This window comes from Halogeometricum pallidum JCM 14848 (assembly GCF_000337095.1).
GTDB classification, from domain to species: domain Archaea; phylum Halobacteriota; class Halobacteria; order Halobacteriales; family Haloferacaceae; genus Halogeometricum; species Halogeometricum pallidum.
This window is the reverse complement of record NZ_AOIV01000004.1, coordinates 63,579-87,534: the sequence shown is the minus strand read 5'-3', so window position 1 is coordinate 87,534 and position 23,956 is coordinate 63,579. Positions and strand designations below refer to the sequence as shown.

At 66.0% G+C, this 23,956-nt stretch carries 23 protein-coding genes and 1 pseudogene; 15 read left to right on the top strand and 9 right to left on the bottom strand.

Translation table 11 applies throughout. The features are described 5' to 3' along the window. Nucleotides 1–837: 837 nt before the first annotated feature. Nucleotides 838–2,742: a beta-CASP ribonuclease aCPSF1 gene (locus C474_RS02115; RefSeq protein WP_008383481.1), complete on the top strand. Its 1,905-nt coding sequence runs from the start codon at nt 838–840 to the stop codon at nt 2,740–2,742. Between the two features lie 1,434 nt (nt 2,743–4,176). Here the strand turns inward: C474_RS02115 and C474_RS02105 are convergent. Further along, complete coding sequence (locus C474_RS02105; protein WP_049916657.1) at nt 4,177–4,410, bottom strand: hypothetical protein; 234 nt, start codon at nt 4,408–4,410, stop codon at nt 4,177–4,179. Between the two features lie 161 nt (nt 4,411–4,571). Here C474_RS02105 and C474_RS23470 point away from each other — a divergent pair, with 161 nt between their 5' ends. The 8 genes from C474_RS23470 to C474_RS02075 all read left to right on the top strand — a co-directional run bounded on the left by C474_RS23470 (nt 4,572) and on the right by C474_RS02075 (nt 9,287). After that, a complete protein-coding gene (locus C474_RS23470; RefSeq protein ID WP_152421582.1) occupies nt 4,572–4,706 on the top strand; it encodes a rubrerythrin-like domain-containing protein in 135 nt (44 codons plus the stop codon). Next, nucleotides 4,699–5,154, top strand: a complete 456-nt coding sequence (locus C474_RS02100) for a hypothetical protein (protein ID WP_049916656.1) — start codon at nt 4,699–4,701, stop codon at nt 5,152–5,154. The genes C474_RS23470 and C474_RS02100 overlap by 8 nt, the downstream gene beginning before the upstream one ends. Before the next feature lie 131 nt (nt 5,155–5,285). Continuing rightward, complete coding sequence (locus tag C474_RS02095) at nt 5,286–5,693, top strand: hypothetical protein (protein WP_008383475.1); 408 nt, start codon at nt 5,286–5,288, stop codon at nt 5,691–5,693. A 130-nt stretch (nt 5,694–5,823) separates the two neighbouring features. Next, on the top strand, nt 5,824–6,468 hold the full coding sequence (locus C474_RS02090; RefSeq protein ID WP_008383473.1) for a DUF6517 family protein: 645 nt from the start codon (nt 5,824–5,826) through the stop codon (nt 6,466–6,468). Between the two features lie 55 nt (nt 6,469–6,523). Then, a complete protein-coding gene (locus C474_RS22480) occupies nt 6,524–6,685 on the top strand; it encodes a hypothetical protein (protein ID WP_008383471.1) in 162 nt (53 codons plus the stop codon). Further along, nucleotides 6,682–7,677 (top strand): magnesium/cobalt transporter CorA, encoded by a 996-nt coding sequence (corA, locus tag C474_RS02085; RefSeq protein ID WP_008383469.1) that lies wholly within the window; start codon nt 6,682–6,684, stop codon nt 7,675–7,677. The genes C474_RS22480 and corA overlap by 4 nt, the downstream gene beginning before the upstream one ends. A 229-nt stretch (nt 7,678–7,906) precedes the next feature. Continuing rightward, nucleotides 7,907–8,929 carry a transcription initiation factor IIB gene (locus tag C474_RS02080; RefSeq protein WP_008383467.1) on the top strand — a complete coding sequence of 341 codons (1,023 nt, stop codon included), beginning with the start codon at nt 7,907–7,909 and terminating at the stop codon, nt 8,927–8,929. Between the two features lie 178 nt (nt 8,930–9,107). After that, nucleotides 9,108–9,287, top strand: a complete 180-nt coding sequence (locus C474_RS02075; RefSeq protein WP_008383465.1) for a DUF7836 family putative zinc-binding protein — start codon at nt 9,108–9,110, stop codon at nt 9,285–9,287. Nucleotides 9,288–9,341: 54 nt separating this feature from the next. On the opposite strand, the gene C474_RS02070 is transcribed toward C474_RS02075, so the two are convergent. Next, complete coding sequence (locus C474_RS02070) at nt 9,342–9,749, bottom strand: translation initiation factor IF-2 subunit beta (RefSeq protein ID WP_008383463.1); 408 nt, start codon at nt 9,747–9,749, stop codon at nt 9,342–9,344. Nucleotides 9,750–10,028: 279 nt separating this feature from the next. Here C474_RS02070 and C474_RS02065 point away from each other — a divergent pair, with 279 nt between their 5' ends. Beyond that, on the top strand, nt 10,029–10,265 hold the full coding sequence (locus tag C474_RS02065; RefSeq protein ID WP_008383461.1) for a UPF0058 family protein: 237 nt from the start codon (nt 10,029–10,031) through the stop codon (nt 10,263–10,265). A gap of 226 nt (nt 10,266–10,491) precedes the next feature. On the opposite strand, the gene C474_RS02060 is transcribed toward C474_RS02065, so the two are convergent. Both C474_RS02060 and C474_RS02055 read right to left on the bottom strand, forming a co-directional pair. Beyond that, nucleotides 10,492–10,908 carry a DUF555 domain-containing protein gene (locus C474_RS02060; protein ID WP_008383460.1) on the bottom strand — a complete coding sequence of 139 codons (417 nt, stop codon included), beginning with the start codon at nt 10,906–10,908 and terminating at the stop codon, nt 10,492–10,494. 185 nt (nt 10,909–11,093) lie between these two features. Continuing rightward, a complete protein-coding gene (locus C474_RS02055) occupies nt 11,094–12,026 on the bottom strand; it encodes a DNA-3-methyladenine glycosylase family protein (protein ID WP_008383457.1) in 933 nt (310 codons plus the stop codon). Between the two features lie 83 nt (nt 12,027–12,109). On the opposite strand from C474_RS02055, the gene C474_RS02050 reads away from it, so the two are divergent. After that, the gene (locus C474_RS02050; RefSeq protein ID WP_008383455.1) at nt 12,110–13,288 is read left to right on the top strand and encodes an outer membrane protein assembly factor BamB family protein; all 1,179 of its coding nucleotides are present in this window, start codon (nt 12,110–12,112) and stop codon (nt 13,286–13,288) included. Between the two features lie 23 nt (nt 13,289–13,311). On the opposite strand, the pseudogene C474_RS02045 reads toward C474_RS02050, so the two are convergent. Then, nucleotides 13,312–14,267 (bottom strand): annotated as a pseudogene (locus tag C474_RS02045) (mechanosensitive ion channel family protein). A gap of 74 nt (nt 14,268–14,341) precedes the next feature. On the opposite strand from C474_RS02045, the gene C474_RS02040 reads away from it, so the two are divergent. Together C474_RS02040 and C474_RS02035 are read left to right on the top strand one after the other, a co-directional pair. After that, nucleotides 14,342–14,902: a DJ-1/PfpI family protein gene (locus C474_RS02040; RefSeq protein ID WP_008383450.1), complete on the top strand. Its 561-nt coding sequence runs from the start codon at nt 14,342–14,344 to the stop codon at nt 14,900–14,902. A 127-nt stretch (nt 14,903–15,029) separates the two neighbouring features. Further along, nucleotides 15,030–16,199, top strand: coding sequence for a sensor histidine kinase (locus tag C474_RS02035; RefSeq protein WP_008383447.1), 1,170 nt, complete (start codon nt 15,030–15,032; stop codon nt 16,197–16,199). Between the two features lie 15 nt (nt 16,200–16,214). Here C474_RS02035 and C474_RS02030 read toward each other — a convergent pair whose 3' ends face one another. Beyond that, the gene (locus C474_RS02030) at nt 16,215–17,312 is read right to left on the bottom strand and encodes a CNNM domain-containing protein (RefSeq protein WP_008383445.1); all 1,098 of its coding nucleotides are present in this window, start codon (nt 17,310–17,312) and stop codon (nt 16,215–16,217) included. Between the two features lie 161 nt (nt 17,313–17,473). On the opposite strand from C474_RS02030, the gene C474_RS02025 reads away from it, so the two are divergent. Further along, a complete protein-coding gene (locus C474_RS02025) occupies nt 17,474–17,935 on the top strand; it encodes an Lrp/AsnC family transcriptional regulator (protein ID WP_008383444.1) in 462 nt (153 codons plus the stop codon). Between the two features lie 33 nt (nt 17,936–17,968). Here the strand turns inward: C474_RS02025 and malQ are convergent, their stop codons facing one another. Beyond that, nucleotides 17,969–19,486, bottom strand: coding sequence for a 4-alpha-glucanotransferase (gene malQ, locus C474_RS02020; RefSeq protein WP_275039801.1), 1,518 nt, complete (start codon nt 19,484–19,486; stop codon nt 17,969–17,971). Nucleotides 19,487–19,841: 355 nt separating this feature from the next. Between malQ and thrS the strand changes: the two genes are divergently transcribed. Further along, nucleotides 19,842–21,767 (top strand): threonine--tRNA ligase, encoded by a 1,926-nt coding sequence (gene thrS / locus C474_RS02015; protein ID WP_008383442.1) that lies wholly within the window; start codon nt 19,842–19,844, stop codon nt 21,765–21,767. Between the two features lie 50 nt (nt 21,768–21,817). Here thrS and C474_RS02010 read toward each other — a convergent pair whose 3' ends face one another. Together C474_RS02010 and C474_RS02005 are read right to left on the bottom strand one after the other, a co-directional pair. Beyond that, on the bottom strand, nt 21,818–23,299 hold the full coding sequence (locus C474_RS02010) for an alpha/beta hydrolase (RefSeq protein WP_008383441.1): 1,482 nt from the start codon (nt 23,297–23,299) through the stop codon (nt 21,818–21,820). A 99-nt stretch (nt 23,300–23,398) separates the two neighbouring features. Further along, nucleotides 23,399–23,953 carry a hypothetical protein gene (locus C474_RS02005; protein ID WP_008383440.1) on the bottom strand — a complete coding sequence of 185 codons (555 nt, stop codon included), beginning with the start codon at nt 23,951–23,953 and terminating at the stop codon, nt 23,399–23,401. Between the last annotated feature and the right edge of the window lie 3 nt (nt 23,954–23,956).

The window sequence follows — 23,956 nt, the reverse complement described above, 5'->3', positions numbered from 1 at the left end:
GTCGACGTCGTCTGTGCTCGTACTGCAGTCGTTAGATACGTATATCAGGGTTTTGTGGACAAACTAGTTCGTCCGAGATAGTAACGCATACTCACCGCTACCGTCGCTTCGTTTCCTTCCGAGGTCCACTGACCGCGGCGTCACGCGGTCCTCCGACCGCGTTGTTCTCGGCAGTCTCCCTCTCGGGGTGGCAAATACGAGGTCTAAATACTACGCTTCCAGCCACTTCCATAACACCAGATATAAAGACGTATGGACAGGATACGATTTTTTATCCTTATTCTTGAGAATGAAGATCCACTCTATGAATTTAAATACACTACGAGGGTCACACTCGTTTGATATGAAATCTATTATCGGATCTTTGTTTTCATTTTCCGCTTCACCCCCGCACATCGCTACTATATGTTTGGAATGTCTCGTTACGGAGGGAAGAGATACGGATGAATACTCAAAGTGCGTGCGAAGAGCGAGAATCCGTCAGAGCTATTATCGACCACTCTATTGGTTACTTGGAGCCACAGAGGGAGAAAAAGCTCTGTAGTTCACTTAAGCTGCTTCACCTCTAGGCTCCCTTCGGGAAGCGTCAACCGTCGGCTCGCAGGCGTACTGACGGGTCCAGCGGCATATCCGGCAGCCCATAGACAGTAAGTACTTATATCGGACTCAAGATAGAAGAGACGGACGACTTCGCACGTCCGGTTCCTAACCCGTCTGCTCGGTTCCTCCAGCAGCCGTACGAATAAGCCTCAGCGCCAACAGGGTTCGAGAAACCGAATCCCCGTGGGAGAGGTGCGTACCCCTCGGACCGCGAAGTCGGCAACGAAACTACTGAGTATGAATTCGCTCGAACCGATAACAGAACTCATCGAATCTGAAGTCCCCGACGACGTATCGATCGCTCGGGTCACGTACGAAGGGCCGGAGCTCATCGTTTACACCGACACGCCCCGCAAATTCGCCGAGAACGACCACCTGATACGTCAGTTGGCGAACGAGGTGAAAAAACGGATCACCGTACGACCGGCGCCCGGAACACAGACGGACCCGTCGACGGCGAAACCGGTCATTCTCGACCTACTGCCGGAAGAGGCGGGCGTCACGAATCTCGGGTTCTATCCGGCCACCGGCGAGGTGCTTATCGAGGCCGAGAAGCCGGGATTAGTCATCGGACGGCGCGCGAGCACGCTCCGAGAGATATCCCAGAAAGTCGGATGGACGCCGGAGGTGTTTCGGACGCCCCCGATGGAATCGTCGACCGTCGCGAACGTCCGCAACTTCCTGCTACAAGAGCGCGACGAGCGACGGGAGTTTCTCGAAGGGGTCGGCGAGAGGATTCACCGCGAACGGACGCACGAGACCGAGTGGGTCCGGGTGACGACGCTCGGCTGCTGCCGGGAGGTCGGACGCGCCTCCTTCATCCTCTCGACGCCCGAGACGCGCATCCTCGTCGACTGCGGCGACAAACCCGGCGCGGAGGGCGAGGTTCCCTACCTACAGGCTCCCGAGGCGAATCCGATCGCCGCCCTCGACGCCGTCGTCCTCACGCACGCCCACCTCGACCACTCGGCGCTTCTCCCCCTGCTGTTCAAGTACGGCTACGACGGTCCGGTCTACCTCACGCAACCGACGCGCGACCTGATGGGCTTGCTCCAACTCGACTACTTGGACGTCGCGGCCAAGGAAGGTCGCACGCCGCCGTACGGAAGCGAGATGGTCCGCGAGGAGCTCAGACACACCATCACCGTCGACTACGGGGACGTCACCGATATCGCGCCCGACGTGAAGCTCACCTTCGCCAACGCGGGTCACGTGCTCGGAAGCGCGGTGACGCACTTCCACATCGGGGACGGCTTCCACAACGTCGTCTTCTCCGGAGACATTCACTACGAGGACACGCGCCTGTTCAACGGGGCGTCGAACGACTTCCCGCGGGCCGAGACGCTCGTCATGGAGTCCACCTACGGCGGCCGTGACGATTACCAGACGGACCAGCGGGACAGCGAAGAGAAGCTCTTCGAGCTGATAAGCGAGACGCACGAGGCGGGCGGCAAAGTCGTCATTCCCGCGTTCGCAGTCGGCCGGTCCCAAGAGCTCATGTTGGTTCTCGAAGAGGCCATGAGCGAGGGAGCCATTCCGACGATGCCGGTGTATCTCGACGGGATGATCCGGGAAGCGACGGCGATTCACACGGCGTACCCGCACTTCCTCCGGGACGAACTGCGCCAGCGCATTCTCCACGAGGACGACAATCCGTTCCTCGCAGAGCAGTTCCAGCAGGTCGACGGGGGTCACGACATGCGCGAACGGATCGCTCGCGACGGCGAGCAGTGCGTCATCCTCTCGACGTCGGGGATGGTGACGGGCGGTCCCATCATGTCGTGGTTGGAGCTACTGGGCGGCGAACCGGAGAACGCGCTCATGTTCGTCGGTTATCAGGCGCAGGGGACGCTCGGACGGCGGATTCAGAGCGGACGGCGCGAGATTCCGTTCGAGAGCCGCGGACGTCGGAACAACGAGTTGACGCTGCGGCTCAGCGTTGCGTCCGTGAGCGGGTTCTCCGGCCACGCTGACCGTGCGGGCCTCGAAGAGTTCGTTCGGACGATGTCTCCACGTCCGGAGCGGATTCTCTGTGTCCACGGCGACGAATCGTCGACCGATCAGCTATCGTCGGGACTCTATCAGGACCTTCACGTCCGGACGCACGCACCGCGGAATCTGGAGACCTACCGGTTCGACTGAATTGGGAGCCCGCTTTCTCGTCGGGCGAAGCTATCATCGGCACGATCCGCGAGGACCTCGAAGGCCTGGTGTTCCGGTTCCTCCCCTACCGAGAATTCGACGAGAACTGTGTCGAGTCGCTCAAAGCCGACCCGAAGTAACTCTCCGCGCAGGCACGCGAGCAGAATACGACCTCATCGGACGTCGACTCCTCACCCGCTTCCGGAGTCGCATAGTAGTGATCGGACCGGAGTTCGACCGTCGAGCCACAACTGTGACACTCCGTCGTGTCGGTCGTCCAAACGACCCGTTTGGTGAGGTTCTCGATCGAAAACTGTGCGCTACTGTCGGGCGGAATCCCGTTCCGGCTATCCTCATCCATCGGTGAGCGGCTTTCGCGCTATGTTCGGACAAATACTTCGGTGGTGCAGTGCGGGGTAGCAACCGCCGGCAGATGTCGTCTCCTCCAGTGGTAGCCGTCGAACGGGAAAACGACTGTTCAGTTATCCCGACCAAACGTGCGATCTGTGGGGGAAACCTCGAAAAGAGTCCCTTTCGGTGCTCCGAATGTACGAAGAGGTCCACCAACTACGGGTAAGTCTTAATAGCGTGTTCTGCAATAGGTTTCAACACTAACGTAGACGCATCACTGCATATGCGTTACAAAACTAGCTTCGTAACGATTCGTCGAAACGCCGCCCACAGTAGAGACGCAAAATCGAAGTCCCAGCCGTGGCGTTCGGGATGGTACCCCTCGATCGCCCCGTGAACGGCCGTTCTCCGTCCAACGGACGTCGGGTAGTACCGTGCTGGGACGCGGGGTCAGACTCCGGGAGTTGCGAACGCTCCCTGCGGCTTACGGGCGCGATCAACACTCCGTCGGGAAGGTCTTGACCGAGGTCGTTGATCGTCCGTCCGGTGAGGTGGTCGGTCGTCACTTCGATCCCCCGGACGTCGCCCGTTGCTCCCAGTTCCATCATTCGTTCGGAGAGAGCGGGGCATTCAACGGCGCCCTTGTCACCCTTTGTTAGTAAAATTCCAATTATGAAACCATATATTTCTAACCACCATTACTATATCGAATATAAACGTACTTAGCGCGTATATCTGAACCTGTAGTTTCGTAATTCGCTATAGTAAGATCGTATTCTCTCAGATGGAACCAGTTATTCGATATAAGCAGATAAATGAATCAACGACAGGACGAGATATGAAGAAAGAAAACAGATTACACAGACCGTCGGACCGGGTCAACCGTGGGTCCTCCACGGCGTCGCCGCCGATATCAACGGACGACTGGATTATCTGGCGACGGGCACCGTAATCGACGAGTCGAAGGAGGAACGCCACGGACGCGAAGCACCGACACGAATCCGCGCGCGGATCGAGGACACACATACGAGTAAAACAGCGGGTCGCGGCGGGAGCGGTATCCACCGCTCCGTCCGGCGACTTTCAGCGCCGGCGCCGCGACCGTCGGGGGCCGTCGTCGAGGTACGCTCGAAGGCCCACTCGCGCCGCGCGGCGCGACTCGAACCCGAATCCGACGGCGGTGCAGTCCGCCGCGGGACAGATCCATCCGTAGGTTTCAGACCGTTCGTCGACGAACACGTCGGTGTCGCCCCCACACCGCGGACAGGCGAACCCCCACAGGAACGTGCGGTCGATTTCGCGTGGTCTCTTGCTCATGAGATCCACCCGCACCGAGACGGTCTCAGTCCGAAAGCGCAGCATCTAGACTCATAGTAACACCCGAACCGGGACGCTATACAGCGAAATCCGGACCCGTCCCCTCCCGTAGGCTGCGGTAACGTTTAACACGGTGAGTCTCTAATCATCTGTCGTCAACGATGAGCGAACGGTCACCTTTCGTCTGTCGCGACTGTGGAAACCGCGTCTCGGCGGGGTCGTTTCGGTCGACCTGTCCCGACTGCGGTGGGGAACTCGGTCCGTTCGGCGGGCCGGCGAAAGTCACCGGTGACTGACGAGTCGGACCCGAGCGCCGGCGAGTCGCGGACGGGTCCCGAACGGATCAGGTCGCTGGCGGTGACGACCGACGACGTGGTCACGGCGCTAGAAGCTAACGAACGACGCGGCCGGGACGCCGTCCTGCGCGTGACGCCTCCGTTCGCGGGGCGGATGCGCGCCCGCCTCCACCTCGAGGGCGCCGAAGGCGGCTACGACGACGGTGCGCGACCCATCCACGTCCCGCCGGAACGACTGGTCCGCGACGCCCCGTCGTTCCCGGCCGTCGACGAGACGGGTGATGAACTCCGCGCCTCCGAAGAGCCGTACAGCCGCGAGCGACACCGCGAACGCCACGCCGAGGCCGTCGAGGCGTGGCGGCTGGCCGTCCGCGACAGCCTCGACGGACGCGCGACGCTGGAGACGCCGACGGGCCCGCACGAGGTGGACGTGAACTACCTGGGGTGAGCCGACGCCGAAGCGACGCGAACGACGGCTGACGCGGGCGGACAGGAGATCGGAGGACCGACGGCGGACGCGAGCGAACGGGATAGCGGGACCACGACGGGCTTTTACTCCGGGGGCGGGACGGGACGGGTATGAGCGGGACGAGCGACGACGGCTACCGGCGCGGCCGACAGGTCGAAGGAGAGGGAAGACGGCGGGTGGGGAGCGTCTACCGTAGACTGCTGCTCATCATCTGGACCATCGGGACCGTCATCGCCCTCGCCGTGTTCGGCGCGAACGTCAGCGGCGCCCTCGCCGTCGTCGTGGTGATGCACGTCTTCTTCTCGGGCATCATCTGGGCGGACATCCGGGCGCTACGGAAGCAGGGCGTCGAGTGGGGCCTCTCCCGGCATCTCTGGTTCGCGTCGGCGCTGGTGTTCCCCTTCGTCACCCTCCTGTACTGCTGGTACGTCAACCGCGTCGTTCGACGAGAGAACGAGCGACGGGGCTTCGAAGAGGAGGAACCGTCGGCGGACGACGACCCGACAGATTCGGAGTGAGTCGAGGCGTCGGCGGCCGGAGAGACGGCGTATCGGGGAGAGTGCGGAGTTCGTCCGACGACCGAAAATGGAATGTTCTAGATATCTCTCCGAACGACTTATTCCGTCTCGGAGGAAAAGTCAGTTTACGATGACCTCCAAACGAGTCGTCGCCGCGGTGCTCGCGGTGGCGATGCTCACGACGACGACCGGCTGTATCGGGTTTCTGACCGGGCAGGAAGCGCTCTCGTTCAGCGCCGAACCCGCGGTGGTGGACGAGTCGGCCGCCAGCAGCGCCGGATACTCGACCGACGGTCCCCGCGTCCTCTCGGTCAACCGAACGGTGTCCGCGGCCGGACAGGAACGGGAAGTAGTCGCGGAGAATCAGGTGACCACGTACCGGAAGACGCTCGATCTGGGTATCTTCGAGGCCGACTTGGGCGTGTTCACCGTCGTCTCGACGCCCGCCGTCGAGATAGCCGGACAGACGATGAATCCCATCGGGGAGTTCTCGAACCGGCGGCTCGTCTCCCTCGTCCAGGACCAGTACCAGGGACTCAGCGACGTCCAGGAGGTCAGTTCGCAGACGATAACGGTGCAGGGTCGACAGACGCAGGTGACGAAGTACTCCGGAACCGCGACCGTGGAGGGCCAGGAAGTAGACGTGTACATCCACGTCACGAAGTACCGCGACGGCGAGGACTTCGTCGTCGCCATCGGCGTCTACCCGCAGCGACTGGGCGGCGAGGAAGAGAACGTGCTGTCGATGATGCGGGCCATCGAGCACCCGGCCTGACACCGACACCTCCCGTCGAACAACGCTTTTCTCGTCGCCGCGGGACGTACCCCGCATGAACCGCGAACGGACCGCCGGAGCCGTCCTGACCGTCCTCTCGGTCTTCGGCTACGGGGTCGGCGTCGTCGCCTCCTACCCGGGTCGCTCGATTACTATCGTCGGCGTCATGGTCGGCGTAACGCTCGCCGCCATCGGGGCGGGTGGGGACGGCGCGTGATAGACGCGCGAGTGTACGACGCGGGCGGCGTCGACACCTGGGGAGTCGACTCCGAGACGGACCTCGAACGGGCGCGCGACGCGCCGGGGACGACGTGGATTCGCGTCAGTACCGCGACGGAGGCGGAGATGGAGGCTATCTCGCGGGTGTTCGCCATCCATCCGCTGGAACTCGAAGACGTTCGGAGCGACGTGCGACCGAAGACCGAAGAGTTCCCCGACCACACGTTCGTCCTCGTGAAGGCGGCGTCGCTCAGGCGGGGGGAGACGACGTTCGACGAGGAGGTGTGGACGCGGCCCGTCGGTCTGTTCGTCGGGGAGGACTGGGTGCTCACCCTCACCGTCGAGGACGACGTCGTGCCGGCCGTCGAACGCATCTGGCGGTCCGTCGAGAACCGCGAAGGCCGCATCCTCGTGAACGGACCGGACTTCGCGGCCTACCGGGTCATCGACCGCGTCGTCGACGATTACTTCGTCCTCTTGGACGACGTCGAGGACACCATCGAGGAGATAGAGGAGGGCGTGCTCGAAGGCCCGGACGACGACGTGCTCGACGGCCTCAACGCCGCCCGGCGCGACCTGCTCTCGTTCCGGAAGGTCGTGTGGCCCACTCGGGAGGCCGTCTCGATACTCGCCCGCGGCGACGCCGCGCACGTCCGCGAACCGACCGAGAAGTACTATCGCGACGTGTACGACCACCTCATCGAGGTGGTCGACCTGACCGAGACGTACCGCGACCTGGCGCGGGGCGCGCGCGACATCTACCTGAGCGTCGTCTCCCAGTCGACCAACGAGGTGATGCGACGGCTCACGGTCGTGGCGACTATCTTCATCCCCCTGACGTTCGTCGTCGGCGTCTACGGGATGAACTTCTCCGGGACCGGGAACATGCCCGAACTGACCTGGCCGTACGCCTACCCAGCAGTGATGCTCGGGATGGCTCTCGTCACGGTCATCCTCCTCCTGTATTTCGAGCGCGAAGGCTGGCTCTGACGACCGAAAGCCATAAACAGTTCCCATCTCACCGTTCCAGTCGTTCACGATTTATCCGGAAATGCCCGATATCTATCCGCTTGGTGGCTCAGTGTTGCGGTTTTCTTGGGTCCAAATTGGGGAAACATTTATATACTTTCCAGAATTACTAAGAGTAAGGACTCGGGCCACCGGAGTCTCTCTCCGTTCTTATTTCTTCACCCGGTTGGCGACGGGTCCGCATCCCACCATGAGCGACACGACAATCAGAGAGTACGTCAGCACAGACCGGCGGCGCGAGAGCGTCGACGAGACGGCGACGGAGCAGGAGACGGAGACGGCAACGGAGCAGGAGACGGAGACGGCAGGAGAGCAGCAGGTGTGCCCCGAGTGCGGCGGTTCGCTCGTCAGCGACGAAGCTCGCGGCGAGACGGTCTGCGGCGACTGCGGCCTCGTCGTCGAGGAGGACGCCGTCGACCACGGCCCCGAGTGGCGCGCGTTCGACTCCTCGGAGCGGGACTCGAAGTCCCGCGTCGGCGCACCGACCACCCGGATGATGCACGACAAGGGGCTGTCGACGAACATCGGCTGGCAGAACAAGGACGCCTACGGCAACTCCCTGTCGGCGCGCCAGCGAGAGCAGATGCAGCGGCTCCGCACGTGGAACGAGCGGTTCCGCACGCGCAACTCCAAGGAGCGCAACCTGAAGCAGGCGCTCGGCGAGATAGACCGCATGGCCTCGGCGCTCGGGTTGCCCGAGAACGTCCGCGAGACGGCCTCGGTCATCTACCGCCGCGCGCTCGGAGACGACCTGCTGCCCGGCCGCTCCATCGAGGGTGTCGCGACGGCGTCGCTGTACGCCGCCGCGCGACAGGCCGGCACGCCCCGGTCGCTCGACGAGTTGGAGACGGTCTCCCGCGTCGACAAGATGGAGCTAACCCGGACGTACCGCTACATCGTCCGCGAACTGAAGCTCGAAATCGAACCCGCCGACCCCGAACAGTACGTCCCGCGGTTCGCCTCCGAACTCGGCATCTCCGACGAGGCCGAACGGCAGGCCCACACGCTGCTCCGAGGGGCGAAAGAGGTCGGTATCCACTCGGGGAAATCGCCCGTCGGCCTCGCCGCCGCGGCCGTCTACGCGGCCGCGCTGCTCACCAACGAGAAGGTGACGCAGAGTCAGGTGAGCGAGGTGGCGAGCATCTCCGAAGTCACCATCCGGAACCGGTACAAAGAGCTGCTCGAAGTGGATGATGCGGGCCTGTTCGCCTGATACCGTCGGCTGATTTTTCGTGGGGCGGTCCGGCGAACGGCGGCGTTCGGGACCGGCGAGGAGAACGCTACCGAGAGGGACTGCCACGCGCGACGGCGACCGGACGAGCGAACCCGACGCGGAACGCGACTTTTCGACGCGGAAACCTTTATTCCCACACCGCGAGTCAAAGGCAACCATGGTCGAAGCGTTTGTTCGATTGCTGTGCCCCGAGTGCGGGAAGGACTGGGAAACGAACCCGTCTGAACTCCCCGGCACCAAGAAGAACTACACGTGCTCGTCGTGCGGCACGACCCGCCGCCTCGCCGAGTTCATGCGAACCGAACGCGACCTCCAAACGGTGAAACAGTTCGAGTAGCGGGGGGTCCGGCGCCTCGGAGGCGCCGGACGACTGACGCTCGGTTTTCCCCTTTTACAGGTCCGGAACCGCCGAGAGCGCCCCGCAGGCGTCGCACTTCAACACCGTCGTCCCCTGCTCGGTGACGAGGCGCGTGTCCGGCGACTCGCACTCGGTACAACGGACGTAGTCGTCGACGTACTCGTCGAGGGCGACCTGTAGACGCCGGTCGTTGAAACTCCCGGTGAGGCGGAGGCGCCCCTTCGAGTCTATCTCCGCGCTCGTTCCGAGTTCCGTCTGGAGCGACTTCATCAGGTGCGAGGGGTCGCGCGCGAGTCGGTCGCACGTCTCGTCGAAGTTCTCGTACACCGTCGCGTTCCCCTCCGAGCGAATCTGCGGGTCGGGGACCTGAAAGCGGTCGCTCCCGTCGGCGACGTCGGGCGACTCTTCGAGCGCTCTGTCGAGTTGTTCCTCGTAGCCCATGGGGGAGAGAAGGGAACGCGACGTCTAAAACGTTCAGGGCTGATAGTGGGTCTCAACCGCACCGCGTCCGCGAACCGTCACCCATTAGGTCGTGAGCGCCAATAGTCCTCGTGAGAGAATGTGTTCGAACGGGACTAGACCGGACGCGTTCGAACAGTCTGTCATCATCTAACGTATTGGAATCGGGCCTCAGACGGGTTTTTCCGGCCGTTTAGGCAGGGTGTGCTAACGAGGGTCAGGATAGTAATATAATCCTCCAGTCTCAAGTGGCGGTTGCTCATGAAGAAGCAGGAACTCATCCACCTGCACGGCCTGCTCGCAGAGGTACACACAGAGATCGAGGAGTGGGAAGACGACGACATTCCGCTCACAGCATACAACGAACTCGGCGTCCGACCGACGTCGATTCACAAGTCTAAGACCGACCACAAGGCTGCTGTTTTCAAACTCGTGAAAGGAATCACCTCCTCGATGGACGAACCCGAGCAGAAAGCCGTCGCACCGCACGCGGACTGAACCGCCTACAGAACAACGACTCCTCCGAACTCTTCGACGAGTGAGTCTCTTCTCTCCCGCGACTGCGCCGCCGCCCTTCCGGACGGACGGGTCGACGCGCGGGTTCCGGCGCGGGACGTTCCGACCGTCGCAGATAGCGGCGTCGAGGCGTCGAAAAGGAGGCGGGATTTCGTCGCGAAACGAACGGTGACCGGGGGGATTTGGAGGCGAATTTGGACCGCGCGCCTCAGCCGTCGTCCATCAGATCGTCGAACTCCGGGATGAGGTCGTCGTCCGCCTCTCCCTCCTCGGCCTCTTCTTCCTCCTCGTCGGGGAGGACGTCGACGCGGAGCACCGTCAGCGGGATGCTCTCCAGTCGCTGGCCGATCTCCTTGCGCGCGATGCGGGAGGCGTGTTCCTCCTGTTCGACGTTGAACACGGTCATCTCCAGTTCGAGGGCGACGAGGGCCTCGTCCGCGGCGACGAACGCCGGGACGAGTTCTTCTCCGGAGGGCGACGTGCGCGACCCCATGCTGATTTCGACGTAGTTGAGGTCCGGGTTCAGCAGTTCGCCGGTCTTCGCGATGGCGATGCGGATGGCCTCGTCCTCCGTCTCGACGTCGTACACGGGAACCGCGGCCTCGACGACGACCCTGCAGTCCATGATAGTTCGACGTTACGTCGGACGCCGCATGAAGGTTGGCCCGAAACTACGACTCGCGTCGGGCCCGGAACCCCGTCTCCGGGGCGAGCGACGCGTTATTCCGGGGTATCAGGTTCTACCGGTATCTCGCGAGAGTCAGAATCGAGGCCGGTCCGCCCGCCGCCGGACCGACCGCGACCGGGCGGTCACTCCCCGCCCGCGCGGAGGTAGTAGAACAGGTACGTCTGGGCGTACCCGGCGTACGTCCCGCCGAGTCGCTCGCGGATTGCCCGGGAAGTGTCGGCGTACGACCCCTTCTCGCAGTCGGGGTAGTGGTCCGCGATGGCCGAGCGAATCCACGTGTCGAGGGGGACCGCTTCGAGGTAGCCCAGCGAGAACAACAGCACGCAGTCGGACACCTTGTCGCCGACGCCGACGAACCGGGTCAGCGACTCGCGGGCCTCCTCGTAGGGGAGCCCCGCGGCCTCGTCGGGGTGGGCCTCGCCGTCGGCGACCATCTCGGCCGTCCGCTGAACGTAGGGCGCGCGATAGCCGAGGCTCAGGTCGCGGAGTTCCGCCTCCGTGCGGGCGGCCAGTCGCTCGGGCGTCGGGAACGCGTGGAACGTCTCGCCGTCGACGACGACCGTCTCCCCGTACTCGCGGGCCAGTCGCATCTGCATCCCGTGGATACGGGAGACGCGCATCTGCGCCGAGCAGATGAACGAGACGAGGCAGGGAAACGCCGGGTCGCGCACGAGGCGCATCCCCTCGTAGGCGTCGTAGGCGCGTTCGAGCAGGGGGTCGTCGGGCGTCGCGTCGAGTATCTCGTCCAGGTCGTCGTCGAGGCGGAGCAGGTGCGTGAGAATCGGCACCGCGTCGGCCGTCGCCTCCCACTCCAGACGCTCCTCGCGCGCGTCTCCGGTCTGCCGGACCCGGATCACGGTCGACTCCTCGGAGACGCCCGGAATGGGCGGCACGACCGTCTCGTACCACGCGTCGCCGCCGTGCACGCTCATCGACTCGTACATCCCGCCGTCCGCGCGGTCCCAGAGGTACGACTGCCCGCTCTCCAGCGTCGCCTGCAGGTCGAACGCGCCGTCGAGGTTCGACAGGGAGATGGCCCCGGTTTCGAACTCCATCGTCTCGGGTCAGGGAGGCGGCGGGTATCGGGGTTTCGATGCCGTCCGAAACAGTTTCGACACGTCAGCCGAACAGACGGTCGATGGACCCCTCTCGCCGCGCCCTCCTCGCGGGAACCGGTGCCGCGCTCTCCGGTCTCGCCGGCTGTACCGCCCTCCCGCCGAATCCGCTCACCGCGAAGACGCTCTCCGTTCCCGAAGGCTCCGACGTGTGGCCGATGCGTCGGTTCGACGTACGGCGGACGAACGTGAATTCGGACGCCCCCGGTCCGGGGCGAGAACCGAGCGTCGTGCAGACGTACTACGCGTCGAGGCCCGTCGTCGTCGGCTCGGACGGTGAAGTCCGGTGGAGAGACGCGAGCGGCGATCGACGACCGGCCTCGGTCGTCACCGACGAGTTCCTGCTCCGGGGACGGTCGAAGATGGAAGTGGCGGCGACGACGCACGGCGGCGAGGACGCGTGGACACTGAACTTCCCGACCGTTGAATCCGACGGTGCGACGTGGAACGGGCGGCCGGAGTGGCTCACTCCCGTCGGCGACCGACTGTACGCGATAGACGGGAACCGAACGGTGTTCGGCGGCGTTCCCGGTGGACGACCGCGGTGGCACGCGAAGACCGATCCGGTCCACGGTCGGTCCGACCACGGACTCGCCGTCGCCGGCGAGACACTCGTCGCGAGCGGTACCGAATCCTATCGCCCGTCCGGTACCCGCGGCGAGGGTCGGTTCCACCACACGAGTCTCGTCGGCGTCGGACTCGACGGCGAACGCCGCTGGACGTTCGAGACGACAGGTTACCCGTGGACGGTGGCGACGGACGACCGCCGAGCGTTCGTTCCGGTGAGCACCGGCGAGTGGAAGAGCGGCGAGGAACGCCTCCTCGCGAACCACCTGTTCGTCGTCGACACGCGAACCGGGGACGCTCGGGCGCGGCGACCGCTGAACGTCGGGTGGAATCGCGGGATGGCCCTGTTTCACGCCGCCGTCGTCGTCTGCGGGACGGAGGCTATCATCTGTCTGGAACGGGACTCGCTCGAAGAACGGTGGCGCGTCCCCGTGGACGACTCGGACGGCGTCGTCGGCGGTGGTGGCGTGGTGTTCGCCGGGTCCAACCGCGGCGTGCGAGCGCTCTCGCTCGAAGACGGCTCGGAACGGTGGCGCTTCGACAGCGACGAGAGTCGGAACGAACCCGTCGCCGTCGCGGGCGCGAACGTGTACGTCTCGGCGACAGACGTCGTCTACGCGCTCGGACCGAAGTGAGGCCGCGTCGGTGAGACCGGTCCTCACCGGTTCCGGCCGACGGGGAACTTCACCCGCTCGGGTTCCTCTTCGAACCGCGCGAGCACCCGTTCGTAGATGGCGTTGCGGTTCCGAGTGACGCGCCGGGGGAGCGAGAGGAACCGAAGGCGGAGTTCGACCCACGACTCCCGTTGGACGACGTTCACCGTGGGCCGGTCGCTCACGTCGAGGACGACGGCCGTCTCGTCGAGTCGCTCGCGGTAGGACCGCACCGCCGCGGCCATCTCGTCGCCGAGGTGGTCGTCGGCCGCCTCGACCATGACGGCGCGGGCGAACGCGAGGTCCGTCTCGTAGGCGACCTGCACGGTCACCTCCGCCCAGACGTGGCTGAACAGCGCCGAGTCGTTCGTCACCTGTGCGGAGAGCACCTGCGCGTTCGGGACGGTGACGACGCGGCCCGACGGTTGCCCCGTCGAGACGAGCGGACCCTGCACCTCCCACAGCGTCGTCGCGAGGAAGCCAACGTCGACCACGTCCCCCCGCGTCCCGGCTATCTCCACGCGGTCGCCCACGGAGAACGGCCGCTTGAGCATGACGTAGAACCACCCGATGAGCGACAGCAGGGGCTGCTGAAGCGCGAAGGTGACGGCGAACCCGACGACGCCGAGCGAGAGGAGGACGCCGAGCCACTGGTCGGTGACGACGCCGAGGACGGCGATGAGACCGACCATCCCGAAGAGGAGTCGGAGGACGTTCCGCGCGTCGTGCGACCGGCGCTTGCTGTCGAACCGGGAGCGACGGCGTGTGCCGCCACGAGGTACGCCCCGAACGCGGCCGAGGCGGTGGCGGCGGCCGTCAACCCCCGCGAGACGAGGAACGCGAGCGAAACGCCGCCGACGGCCGCGTCCCCGAACGGCGAGAACGCGGCGACGGCGCCGGCGGCGACGAGGAGGAGGGGCGCGAGCAGTAGCGAGAGGTAACCGAGGCGGCGACGCGGCACGGGTCGTCGTCTCCGCGGGGCGGCGAAAAGCTACCGGAAGTCGGCTTTACCTCCTCCCGCGCCGAATCGCCCGTATGCGCACCGCGTTCGTCGCCTTCGACGAGATGACCGCCCTCGACTTCGTCGGGGCGTTCGACCCCCTGACCCGCCTCGGCACGATGGACCTCGCGCCGTTCCCGTTCGAGTGGGACGTCTGCGCCCCCGCGGAGACGGTGACGGCGACGGCGAACCTCAGATTCGAGGCCGACGGTGTCGGGGAACCGCTGGCGGGGTACGACCTCGTCGTCGTCCCGGGGGGCGCGGGAACCCGGACCCTGCGGGAGGACGATCACTTCCTCGCGTGGCTTCGAACCGCCGACCCCGACCTGATGGCGTCGGTCTGCACCGGGTCGTTGCTCCTCGGCGCGGCCGGATTCCTGGAGGGAAAGACGGCGACGACGCACCCCGAGGCGACGGCGGAACTCGCGGCGTACTGCGAGGTGTCCGAGGACCGCGTCGTCGACGAAGGCGGCGTGGTGACCGCCCGCGGCGTCGCCTCGGCGCTGGACCTCGGTCTGTACCTCGTCGAGCGACTGACCGACGCCGAGACGCGGGCGACGGTGGCCGAGCAGATGGACTATCCGAACCGTCGGTAGTCGACCCCGCTCGGACGTCGATATCTGTACTTCTTTTCGGGCGTATCCGGTCGCGTGAACGCCTCGACCCTAAGTGGTTTGCCCCAACAATCATGCATCTGTCCGGAAAACCAGCACCGAACGACCGGTGAGAACCGTTATCGAAGTCAGTGGAGTCCTGCGGAGTCGCCCGCCCGTCGGCGTCGCCGCCGTCGCGGCCGGGGTAGCGCTCGCCGTCCTCGGGTGGGTGAATCTGTTCGTCTACACCCCGGAGGTCATAACGAGTCGGGTCGACGCGGTGTACGAACTGCTCATCAACGGCGGACTCGCAGTCGCGAGCGTCGTGCTGATGTACGAGACGCTCGATAGCGAACTCGAAGACGACGACGTTCGCGTGGCGGGGCGGTGGTTCTTCGTCCCGATACTGTTCCTCTGGGCGCTGGTGATGTGGGCGAACGTCGACAACCTTCTGTCGGGCGCCTCGCCGCTGGAGTACTCTCGTCAGCTTCTGGTGTACGGCGGCCTCTCCGCCCTCGGCGGCGTCGTCATCGGACGGAACCGCGCGCGGGCCCGACAGAACCACCGACTGCTCCGCGAGACGGAGCATCAGCGCAGGCAGATAAGCGAACAGCACAACACGCTGGAGTTCATCAACCGACTGCTCCGCCACGACGTCGCCAACGGCCTCACCGTCATCTCCGCTCGGAGCGAGATGCTGACCGACCACGAGGACGAGATGGTTCGAGAGCACGCCCGCGTCGTCTTCGACCGGAGCGCGCAACTCGGCGAACTCACCGAACGCGTCCGGGAGTTCTCGGCGGCTTTGCAGGGGACGCCCGACCCCCTCCCCGTCGAGGTGACCGATATCGTCCACGACGAGGTGCGCCGGATACGGCGGACGTACCCCGACGTAGACTTCTCGGTGGACGCCCCGGAGTCGGCACGGGCGCTGGCGGGGCAGTTTCTCGTCTCCGCACTGGCGAACGTGCTGGAGAACGCCATCGAACACAACGACGCCGACCGCCCGTCGGTGGCCGTCGCGGTGGAAAGCACCGACGACGAGGTGCGCATCCGGGTGGCCGACAACGGGCCGGGCATCGACGACGAGCGGAAAGCGGATATCGTTCAACCGCCCGACGCGACGACCGAGCCGGTCCACGGCGTGGGGTTGTCGCTGGTCGAGACGGTGTTGGACCGCTACGGTGGCGGACTCGACATCAGCGACAACGACCCCCGCGGAACCGTCGTGGCGCTTCGACTCCGCCGGGCGGACGACGAGTCGCCGTCGAACCCGCAGCGACAATCAGCGAACGCGTAGCCGTTTACGGGCCGTTCAGGCGGGCGTCGCATCCCCCGACCCCGACGGGTCGCGGTCCTCCCCCGCGTCGAGCGGGTCCTCCAGTTCGCCCATGACGGCCTCCAGGGCGTCCGTCGCGGTGATGAGACCGACGGCGTCGCCGTCGGCGAACACGACCGCGAGCTCCTGTTGCTCGGCCTGAAATCGGTCGATGGCGTCGCTGACGGTCGTCTCGGCGGAAATCGTCATCTGCGGGGCGGCGATGTCGGCGAACGTTATCTCCCCCGCCCGCAGGTCGTCGATGTGGTCGACGACGCTCGGCACGTAGACGACGCCCTCGACCGATTCCAGGGCGCCGTCGACCAGCGGATACCGCGTGTGCGGCGTCTCGGCGACGCGCCGGAGGTTCTCCTCGGACGAAACGTCCGTCGAGAGGTAGACGGCGTCGGACTCCGCGACCATCACGTCCCGCACCTGCACGGACCCGGCCGCCAGGGCTCCCAGCACCTCTTCGTGTCGCTCGCCGGATATCTCGCCGCGCTCCAGCACCGAACTCAGCCGGTTGCGGAGTTGCGCGCGCGTCTCGATGGCGTCCTCCTCGGCTTCGAGCCACGCTCCCGTCATCTCGATGCCGAACAGTTTGAGCGTCCACTTCGCCACCGCGTCGCCCAGCGTGATGAGCGGCGAGATGACGACGTAGAACCAGTACAGCGGCGTGGCCCCGTACCGACACACCGTCCGGGAGCGCTCGACGCCGAGATACGTCGGCGCCTGTTCGCCGTGGGTCAGGTGGACGAGGTTGATGATGCCGTAGGCGAGTATCGCGCCCGCGCCGACCGTTGCGAGCGCCGTGCCGCCGAACAGCGGTTCGAACAGGGCCGCCAGCGCCGGTTCGGCGACGATACCGACGGCGATGCTCGACGCCGTAATCCCGACCTGACAGGTGGTCAGATACAGCTCGAGGTCCTGCGTCATCTCCCAAGCGCGTTCGAGTTTCGGATTCCCGCTCACGAACTCGTCCTCGGTGAACTGGCGGGCGCGCGTCAACGCGAACTCGATGGCGACGAAGAAGCCGTTCGTGAGGATGAGCGCGACGCCCGCGACGAGTCGGAGGCCGATTTCTGCTGCGTTCATCTGATGGTGGTCTCCCGTTCCGGCCCCAGCGGTTAGAACCCATCGACCGTTTGAGGGTTAATGAACACCAAGGACAGGCGCGCAAGAATCGACCACGATACTGCGTATCTGACTATCGGCCGCGGACAGGGTTAATGGGCTGGCCGTCGAACGACGTTCGAATGTCGACTCGAACGCTCGACGCGCTCGACAAGCGCGTCCTCTACGCGCTTCAGCGGGAGGCCCGACGCACCTCGTCGAACGACATCGCGGCGTCGCTCGACGCCTCGGCCAGCACCGTGCGGAACCGCATCCGAAACCTCGAATCCGACGGCATCGTCCGCGGCTACCACGCCGACGTGGACTACGAGGCGGCGGGCTATCAGCTGTACACGCTCATCGTCTGCACCGCCCCGATTCCGGACAGAGGGAAACTCGCCGCGGCGGCCGCGGAGGTTCCCGGCGTCGTGGAGGTACAGGAGGTGATGACGGGCGAGGCGAACGTGCTGGTGCGTGCCGTCGGTATCGACGGCGACGACCTGAGCCGAATCGGCGAGGAGTTGGACGAACTGGGGCTCAGAGTGTCCGACGAGGACTTGATCCGTCGGACGCACCGCAGGCCGTACTCGGGGTTCGAAGAATGAGCGACGGAGAAGACGGGCGGCGACGCGACCCGCTCAGTTACGGATGTGTTCGTCGGTGAGACTCGCCAAGCGGTTCGCCGCGTCGGGGTCGAACCCCTCCTCGGTGCAGCGCCACCGCCAGTTGCCTTGGGCGGTGCCGGGGAGGTTAAAGCGCGCCTCGGACCCGAGTCCGAGCACGTCCTGCACCGTCGTGAACGCGATGACGGCGTTCGACCGCCAGACGGCGTCGATGACGGACCAGTGTATCTCGGAGCCGTCGGCGCCGACGTTGTACTGCAGGCAGTCCTTCTGGTCGTCCGGCAGGTCGCGGTAGTAGCCGACGAACGTGTTCGTGTCGTGCGTCGAGGTGTAGCCGACGCTGTTGTCGGGGAAGTGCATCGGCTGGTACATATCCCCCTGTTGGCACCAGTTGGCGTACTGGGGGACGCGCATCCCGGGGAACTGGAACCGGTCTCGCAGGTCGACCATGCTCTGGTCGATGAAGCCGAGGTCCTCGACGATGAACGGCAGGTCGCCGAACCGGTCGGCGGCCGCCTCGAAGAACTCCGCGCCGGGGCCGTCGCGCCACTCGCCCTCGGCGGGGGAGTGCGCCTCCGCCGGGATGGCCCAGTACTCGTCGAATCCCTTGAAGTGGTCGATGCGGGTCACGTCGACGAGTTCGAAGAGCCTGTCGAGTCGGTCCATCCACCAGTCGTAGTCGTTCTCGCGGAGGTACTCCCAGTCGTAGAGGGGGTTGCCCCAGCGCTGGCCGTCGTCGCCGGGGTTCGGCGGGACGCCCGCGACGGCGGCGGGTTCGTTCTCTTCGGTCAGGTCGAACGCCTCCGGAGAGGCCCACACGTCGGCGCTGTCGAGGGCGACGTAGATGGGCAGGTCGCCGACGAGTTCGACGCCCTTCTCGTTGGCGTAGGACTTCAGGTCGCGCCACTGCCGGTCGAAGACGAACTGGACGAACTCGCGGTAAGCTACCTCCTCGGCGAGTTCCTCGCGGTGTCGCTCGACGGCGTTCTCGTCGTGCGTGCGGATCTCCTGCGGCCACTCGATCCACGCGCCGTCGTAGCGCGTCCGCAGCGCCATGAACAGCGCGTAGCCGTCGAGCCACGCCGACTCGCGTTCGCGGAACGCCTCGAACGCCTCGCGGTCCTCGTCGGTCGCCTCGGACTCGAAGCGGTCGTGCGCCGCGCGGAGCATCTCGGTTTTGTACTCGCGGACGCGGTCGTACTCCACGTCGTGCGGCGAGAACTCGGGGACCGGTTCGAGGTCGTCGTCGGTGAGGTAGCCCTCCTCGCGGAGTCCCCGGAGGTCCACGAGCAGCGGATTGCCCGCGAACGCCGAGTACGACTGGTACGGCGAGTCGCCGTGAATCGACGCCGTTGGACCGAGCGGGCAGAACTGCCACAGCGACTGCTCCGCCGACGCGAGCCAATCCACGAACGCGTGGGCGCCGTCACCCAAATCGCCGATACCGTGCGGACCCGGCAGCGACGTGACGTGCATGAAGACGCCAGACTGTCGGTCGAATCTCATAGTTCGTCTGTCCGGGGCCGGAGAGATAAGCGTGTGGCACACGCGGTCGGCGGGCGTTCGGGTCAGCGTCGGGGGCGGCGGTTACGGGCGGAAGCGCGCCGCGACGGGCAGGTGGTCCGAACGGTAGCCCTCCTCCAGAATCCCGAGCGTCCGGTAGCCGAGCACTTCGCGCCGCGACGGCGAACGAATATCTATTCGGGTGCGAGCAGGCGGTGTTGTAAAGGCGTTTCGTCGCGTCGCGCTCCGGTCACCTCCGAGCGGACGCGGGTCGGCGGGCGTCGCGACGGTCCGCGGCGCCACCGTCTCCGGCGGCCAGCGCGCCCGTGCGACCCCGTAGCGCCCTTCAAAAACACTTATTCGTGCGCTCCGATTCCGAACGCACATGAGTGAAATCGTGGTGACGCTCCCCGACGGCTCGGAGCTGTCCGTCGAGGAGGGCGCGACGGTCGCGGACGTCGCCTACGAAATCGGTCCGGGGCTCGGAAAGGACACGGTCGCGGGCGTCGTCGACGGTGAACTGGTCGACAAGGCCGACCCCGTCCACGACGGCGCACAGGTCGTCATCGTCACCGACCAGAGCGACGAGTACCTCCGCGTCCTCCGGCACACGGCCGCGCACGTCTTCGCGCAGGCGCTCCAACGCCTGCACCCCGAGGCGAAACTCGCCATCGGGCCGCCGACGGACGAGGGCTTCTACTACGACGTGACGGACGTCGACCTCGACGCCGACGACCTCGAGGCGATAGAGGACGAGATGCGGGAGATACTCGAGGCCGACCTCCCCGTCGAGCGGGAACTCCGCTCGCGCGAGGAGGCACTGGAACTGTACGAGGACAACCCATACAAACGCGACATCCTGGAGGACGAGGCCGCCGGCGACGAGGAGCTTTCCTTCTACGTGCAGGGCGACTTCGAGGACCTCTGTAAGGGCCCGCACGTCGAGTCGACGGGCGAGATAGGCGCGGTGAAACTGCTGAACATCTCCTCGGCGTACTGGCGCGGCGACGAGGACAACGAGACGCTGACGCGGGTGTACGGCACGGCGTTCGAGTCCGAAAAGGACCTGCAGGACCACATGGAACTGCGCGCGGAGGCCGAAGAGCGCGACCACCGGAAACTGGGCAAGGAGATGGATCTCTTCTCCATCCCCGAGGTAACGGGGCCGGGCCTGCCGCTGTATCACCCGAACGGCAAGAAGATACTCTCGGAACTGTCGGGCTTCGCGGAGTCTCTGAACGTCGACGCCGGCTACGAACCCGTCGAGACGCCGCACCTCTTTCGGACGGAGTTGTGGAAGCAGTCGGGCCACTACGACAACTACGTCGACGACATGTTCCTCCTCGACGTGAACGACGAGGAGTACGGGTTGAAGCCGATGAACTGCCCCGGCCACGCGACCATCTTCGACCAGCACTCGTGGTCCTACCGCGACCTGCCGGTTCGATACTTCGAGGACGGGAAGGTGTACAGAAAAGAACAGCGCGGCGAACTGTCGGGGCTCTCGCGCGTCTGGTCGTTCACCATCGACGACGGCCACCTGTTCTGCCGACCCGAGCAGATAGAGGCCGAGATACGGCAGGTGATGGACTCCATCTACGAGGTGTTGGATACCTTCGGGTTGGAGGCCCACGTCGCCCTCGCTACGCGCCCCGAGAAGTCCGTGGGGAGCGACGAGATATGGGAGCAGTCGGAGACGCAACTGCGAGCGGTCCTCGACAACCAGAACGTCGACTACGACCTCGAACCCGGCGACGGCGCGTTCTACGGCCCGAAGATAGACTTCGCGTTCGAGGACGCCCTCGGGCGGAAGTGGGACGGTCCGACGGTGCAGGTGGACTTCAACATGCCCGAGCGGTTCGACCTGACGTACACGGGCGAGGACAACGAGGAGCACCGCCCGGTGATGATCCACCGCGCCCTCTACGGCAGTTACGAGCGGTTTTTCATGGTCCTCATCGAGCACTTCGACGGGAAGTTCCCGCTGTGGCTGGCGCCCGAGCAGGTCAGAGTGCTCCCCATCTCCGACGACCAACTCGGCTACGCCCACCGCGTGAAGAACGAACTCGGCGACTTCCGCGTCTCCGTCGAAGACCGCTCGTGGACGCTCGGGCGAAAGATACGCGAGGCTCAGGATGACAACGTGCCGTACATGCTCGTCGTCGGCGAGGACGAGGCGGAGGCCGGCACCATCTCCGTGCGCGACCGGCAGGAGCGCGAGGAGCAGGACGTGGCCGTCGAGGCGTTCCGCGAGCACCTCGACGCCGAGTACGGCGAGAAGCGCCTCGAACCCGACTTCCTCGCGGACTGAACACTTTCTTCTTCTCTCCTTCGCCCCGACGGACGAACGCTCGGAGGCGACTACGCCGTCGATTCGGTCGCCGTTCCGGAGTCGGCGTCGTCGTCCCGTTCTCCGTCGCCGTCCCCGCTCTGCTCGGCCGCCAGCCGGTCGAGTTCGTCCGTCAGCACGCGTCGGAAGGCGTCGTCGCGGGCGAGGCGCGTCGCGGTGCCGACGTGCCCGCGGTCCCACACCATCACGTTCCGCCGGGGGACGTCCCACCGGCGGAGGAGACTCGCCATCCCCTCGGCGGGCGCCACGTCGTCGCGGGAGCCGTAGCAGGCGAGGATTCGCTCGGGCGGGAGCGCCGGCTTCGCGGGGGGGTTCAGCAGGGGAGCGAAGTCGTTCAGGTCGTCGCCGGTCCACCCCGCGGCGGTGAGGGCGTCGTCGACGCCGAGCAGGGAGACGAGGCGCGACCCGGTGAGCGCCTGCGTGACGGAGCCGACGCCGGAGACGGGGGCGACGAGGTCCGGGCGCATCGATTCGGGCCAGTCGCCGCACCGACCCGCGACGTGCAGCGAGACGATACCGCCGAGGCTCAGACCGCCGACGGCGACGGCCGGTGCCCCTTCGGTCCGCGCCCACTCGACTAACACGCCCGCCTCCTGAGCGGCGGCGCCGTACAACTCGGCGTGGCCGACGGGTGCCCGGGCGAGGTACGGTTCGCCCGCGTAGGCGCCGAGCGGTTCGCGCCGGCCGTGCCACGGCGCGTCCGGCAGGACGACCCGGTAGCCCTCGCGGGCGAGGGGCCGAGCCACCGCCTCCTCTTCGAGCCAGTACGCCGCCCGGTCGCCGAAGGACCCGAGGCCGGAGAAGAAGACGAGCGTCGAGAGGTCGTCCGTCGCCGACTCCGGTTCGTACACCCGGGCGGTGGCGGTGTCGCCGACGTGCAGCGACGGCGTGGCGAACCGGACGCGGTACTCCACCGTCTCGGGGCCGAGCACCGTCTTCGACCGCGAGACGCGCGGGAGCGACTCGCTCACCGTGGAGTCGGCGAACCCGTACAGCCGCTCAGGTTCGGCGAGTTCGTGCGCCCAGCGGTCGCGGGCGTCGTTGGGGGTCGGAACGTCGAACGCCACGGGCGGGACGAGGTGGTCGCGTTCGAGGAAGTCGAACAGGTCGTCCGGGGCGGCGTGGGCGGCGTCGGCCGCCCGTCGCTCGCGTTCGCGGGCGACGCGTTCGTCCGGCGTCGTCTCCTCGTCGCCCCAGAACGCCGCCTCCCAGCGGTCGGCCGCGTCCTCATGTCGTTCTCGGAACTCCGCGAACTGGGCGAGTGCGGCCTCGACTCGGTCGTGGAGGTGCGGCGCCGGCGGCGCGTCGGCCGCCCGCAGGAACGCCGCGGGGCCGGACCCGAGGGACACGTCGGCGGCGGCGCGGGCGCGGCGGACCGCGTACCGACGCCGGAGTCGACGCAACGCCACCGTCTCGTACGTCTGCGTCTCGAGCAGGCCCCCGAGACGGGAGCCGAGGAGTCGGTGCCGGCGCGGGGTGTCGAGGCTATCCATACCCTCCCTACGGGGGGGTATTTCTTCACTCTAGGCCGACGGCGCCCGACGCGCCGAGGCGTCGACGTCGGTGCGTCGGTGGACGCTACGACCCCCGGTCTACTCGCCGAAATCGCTCGTCTCCTCGTAGTACTCCCCGTGGACGGCCTCGCGTTCGTAGACCGGTTCGCGCCGGACGACGGCGGTCTCGCCGGATTCGAGCCCCGCGGCCCACACCGCCTCGAGGAACCAGACGGGTTCGAGTGCATCCGCGTCGACGCCGCCGGCGCGTCGCAGGTGGTCGAACGCGGCGCTTCGGGTGGTGAACAGTCGGTCGGCGCGGCGCCGCCGGAAGTCGGGGGCGACGTAGCACCGCCACGTCGTCCCGGTGACGACTATCGGGTCGTCCGCTCTATCGTCGGGGTCGACGTCGCCCCAGCGGTGGCGAAACCAGACGTGCGCGCCGGAGTCGGTCTCGCGGCACAGTTCGACCTCGCCGAGGACGATGAGGTCCTGCATCGCCCGCGGGACGTTGAGGTCGGGGAACAACCCCCCGTAGGCGTGTTGGAACTCCTCGGTCACCTGAGCCAGCGACACCACTCCCTCCGGAAGCGAACGGAGCGTCTTTCGTAGTCGCTCGTAGGCCTCCTCGGGTGGTGCGTCCGCGCGGAACATTAG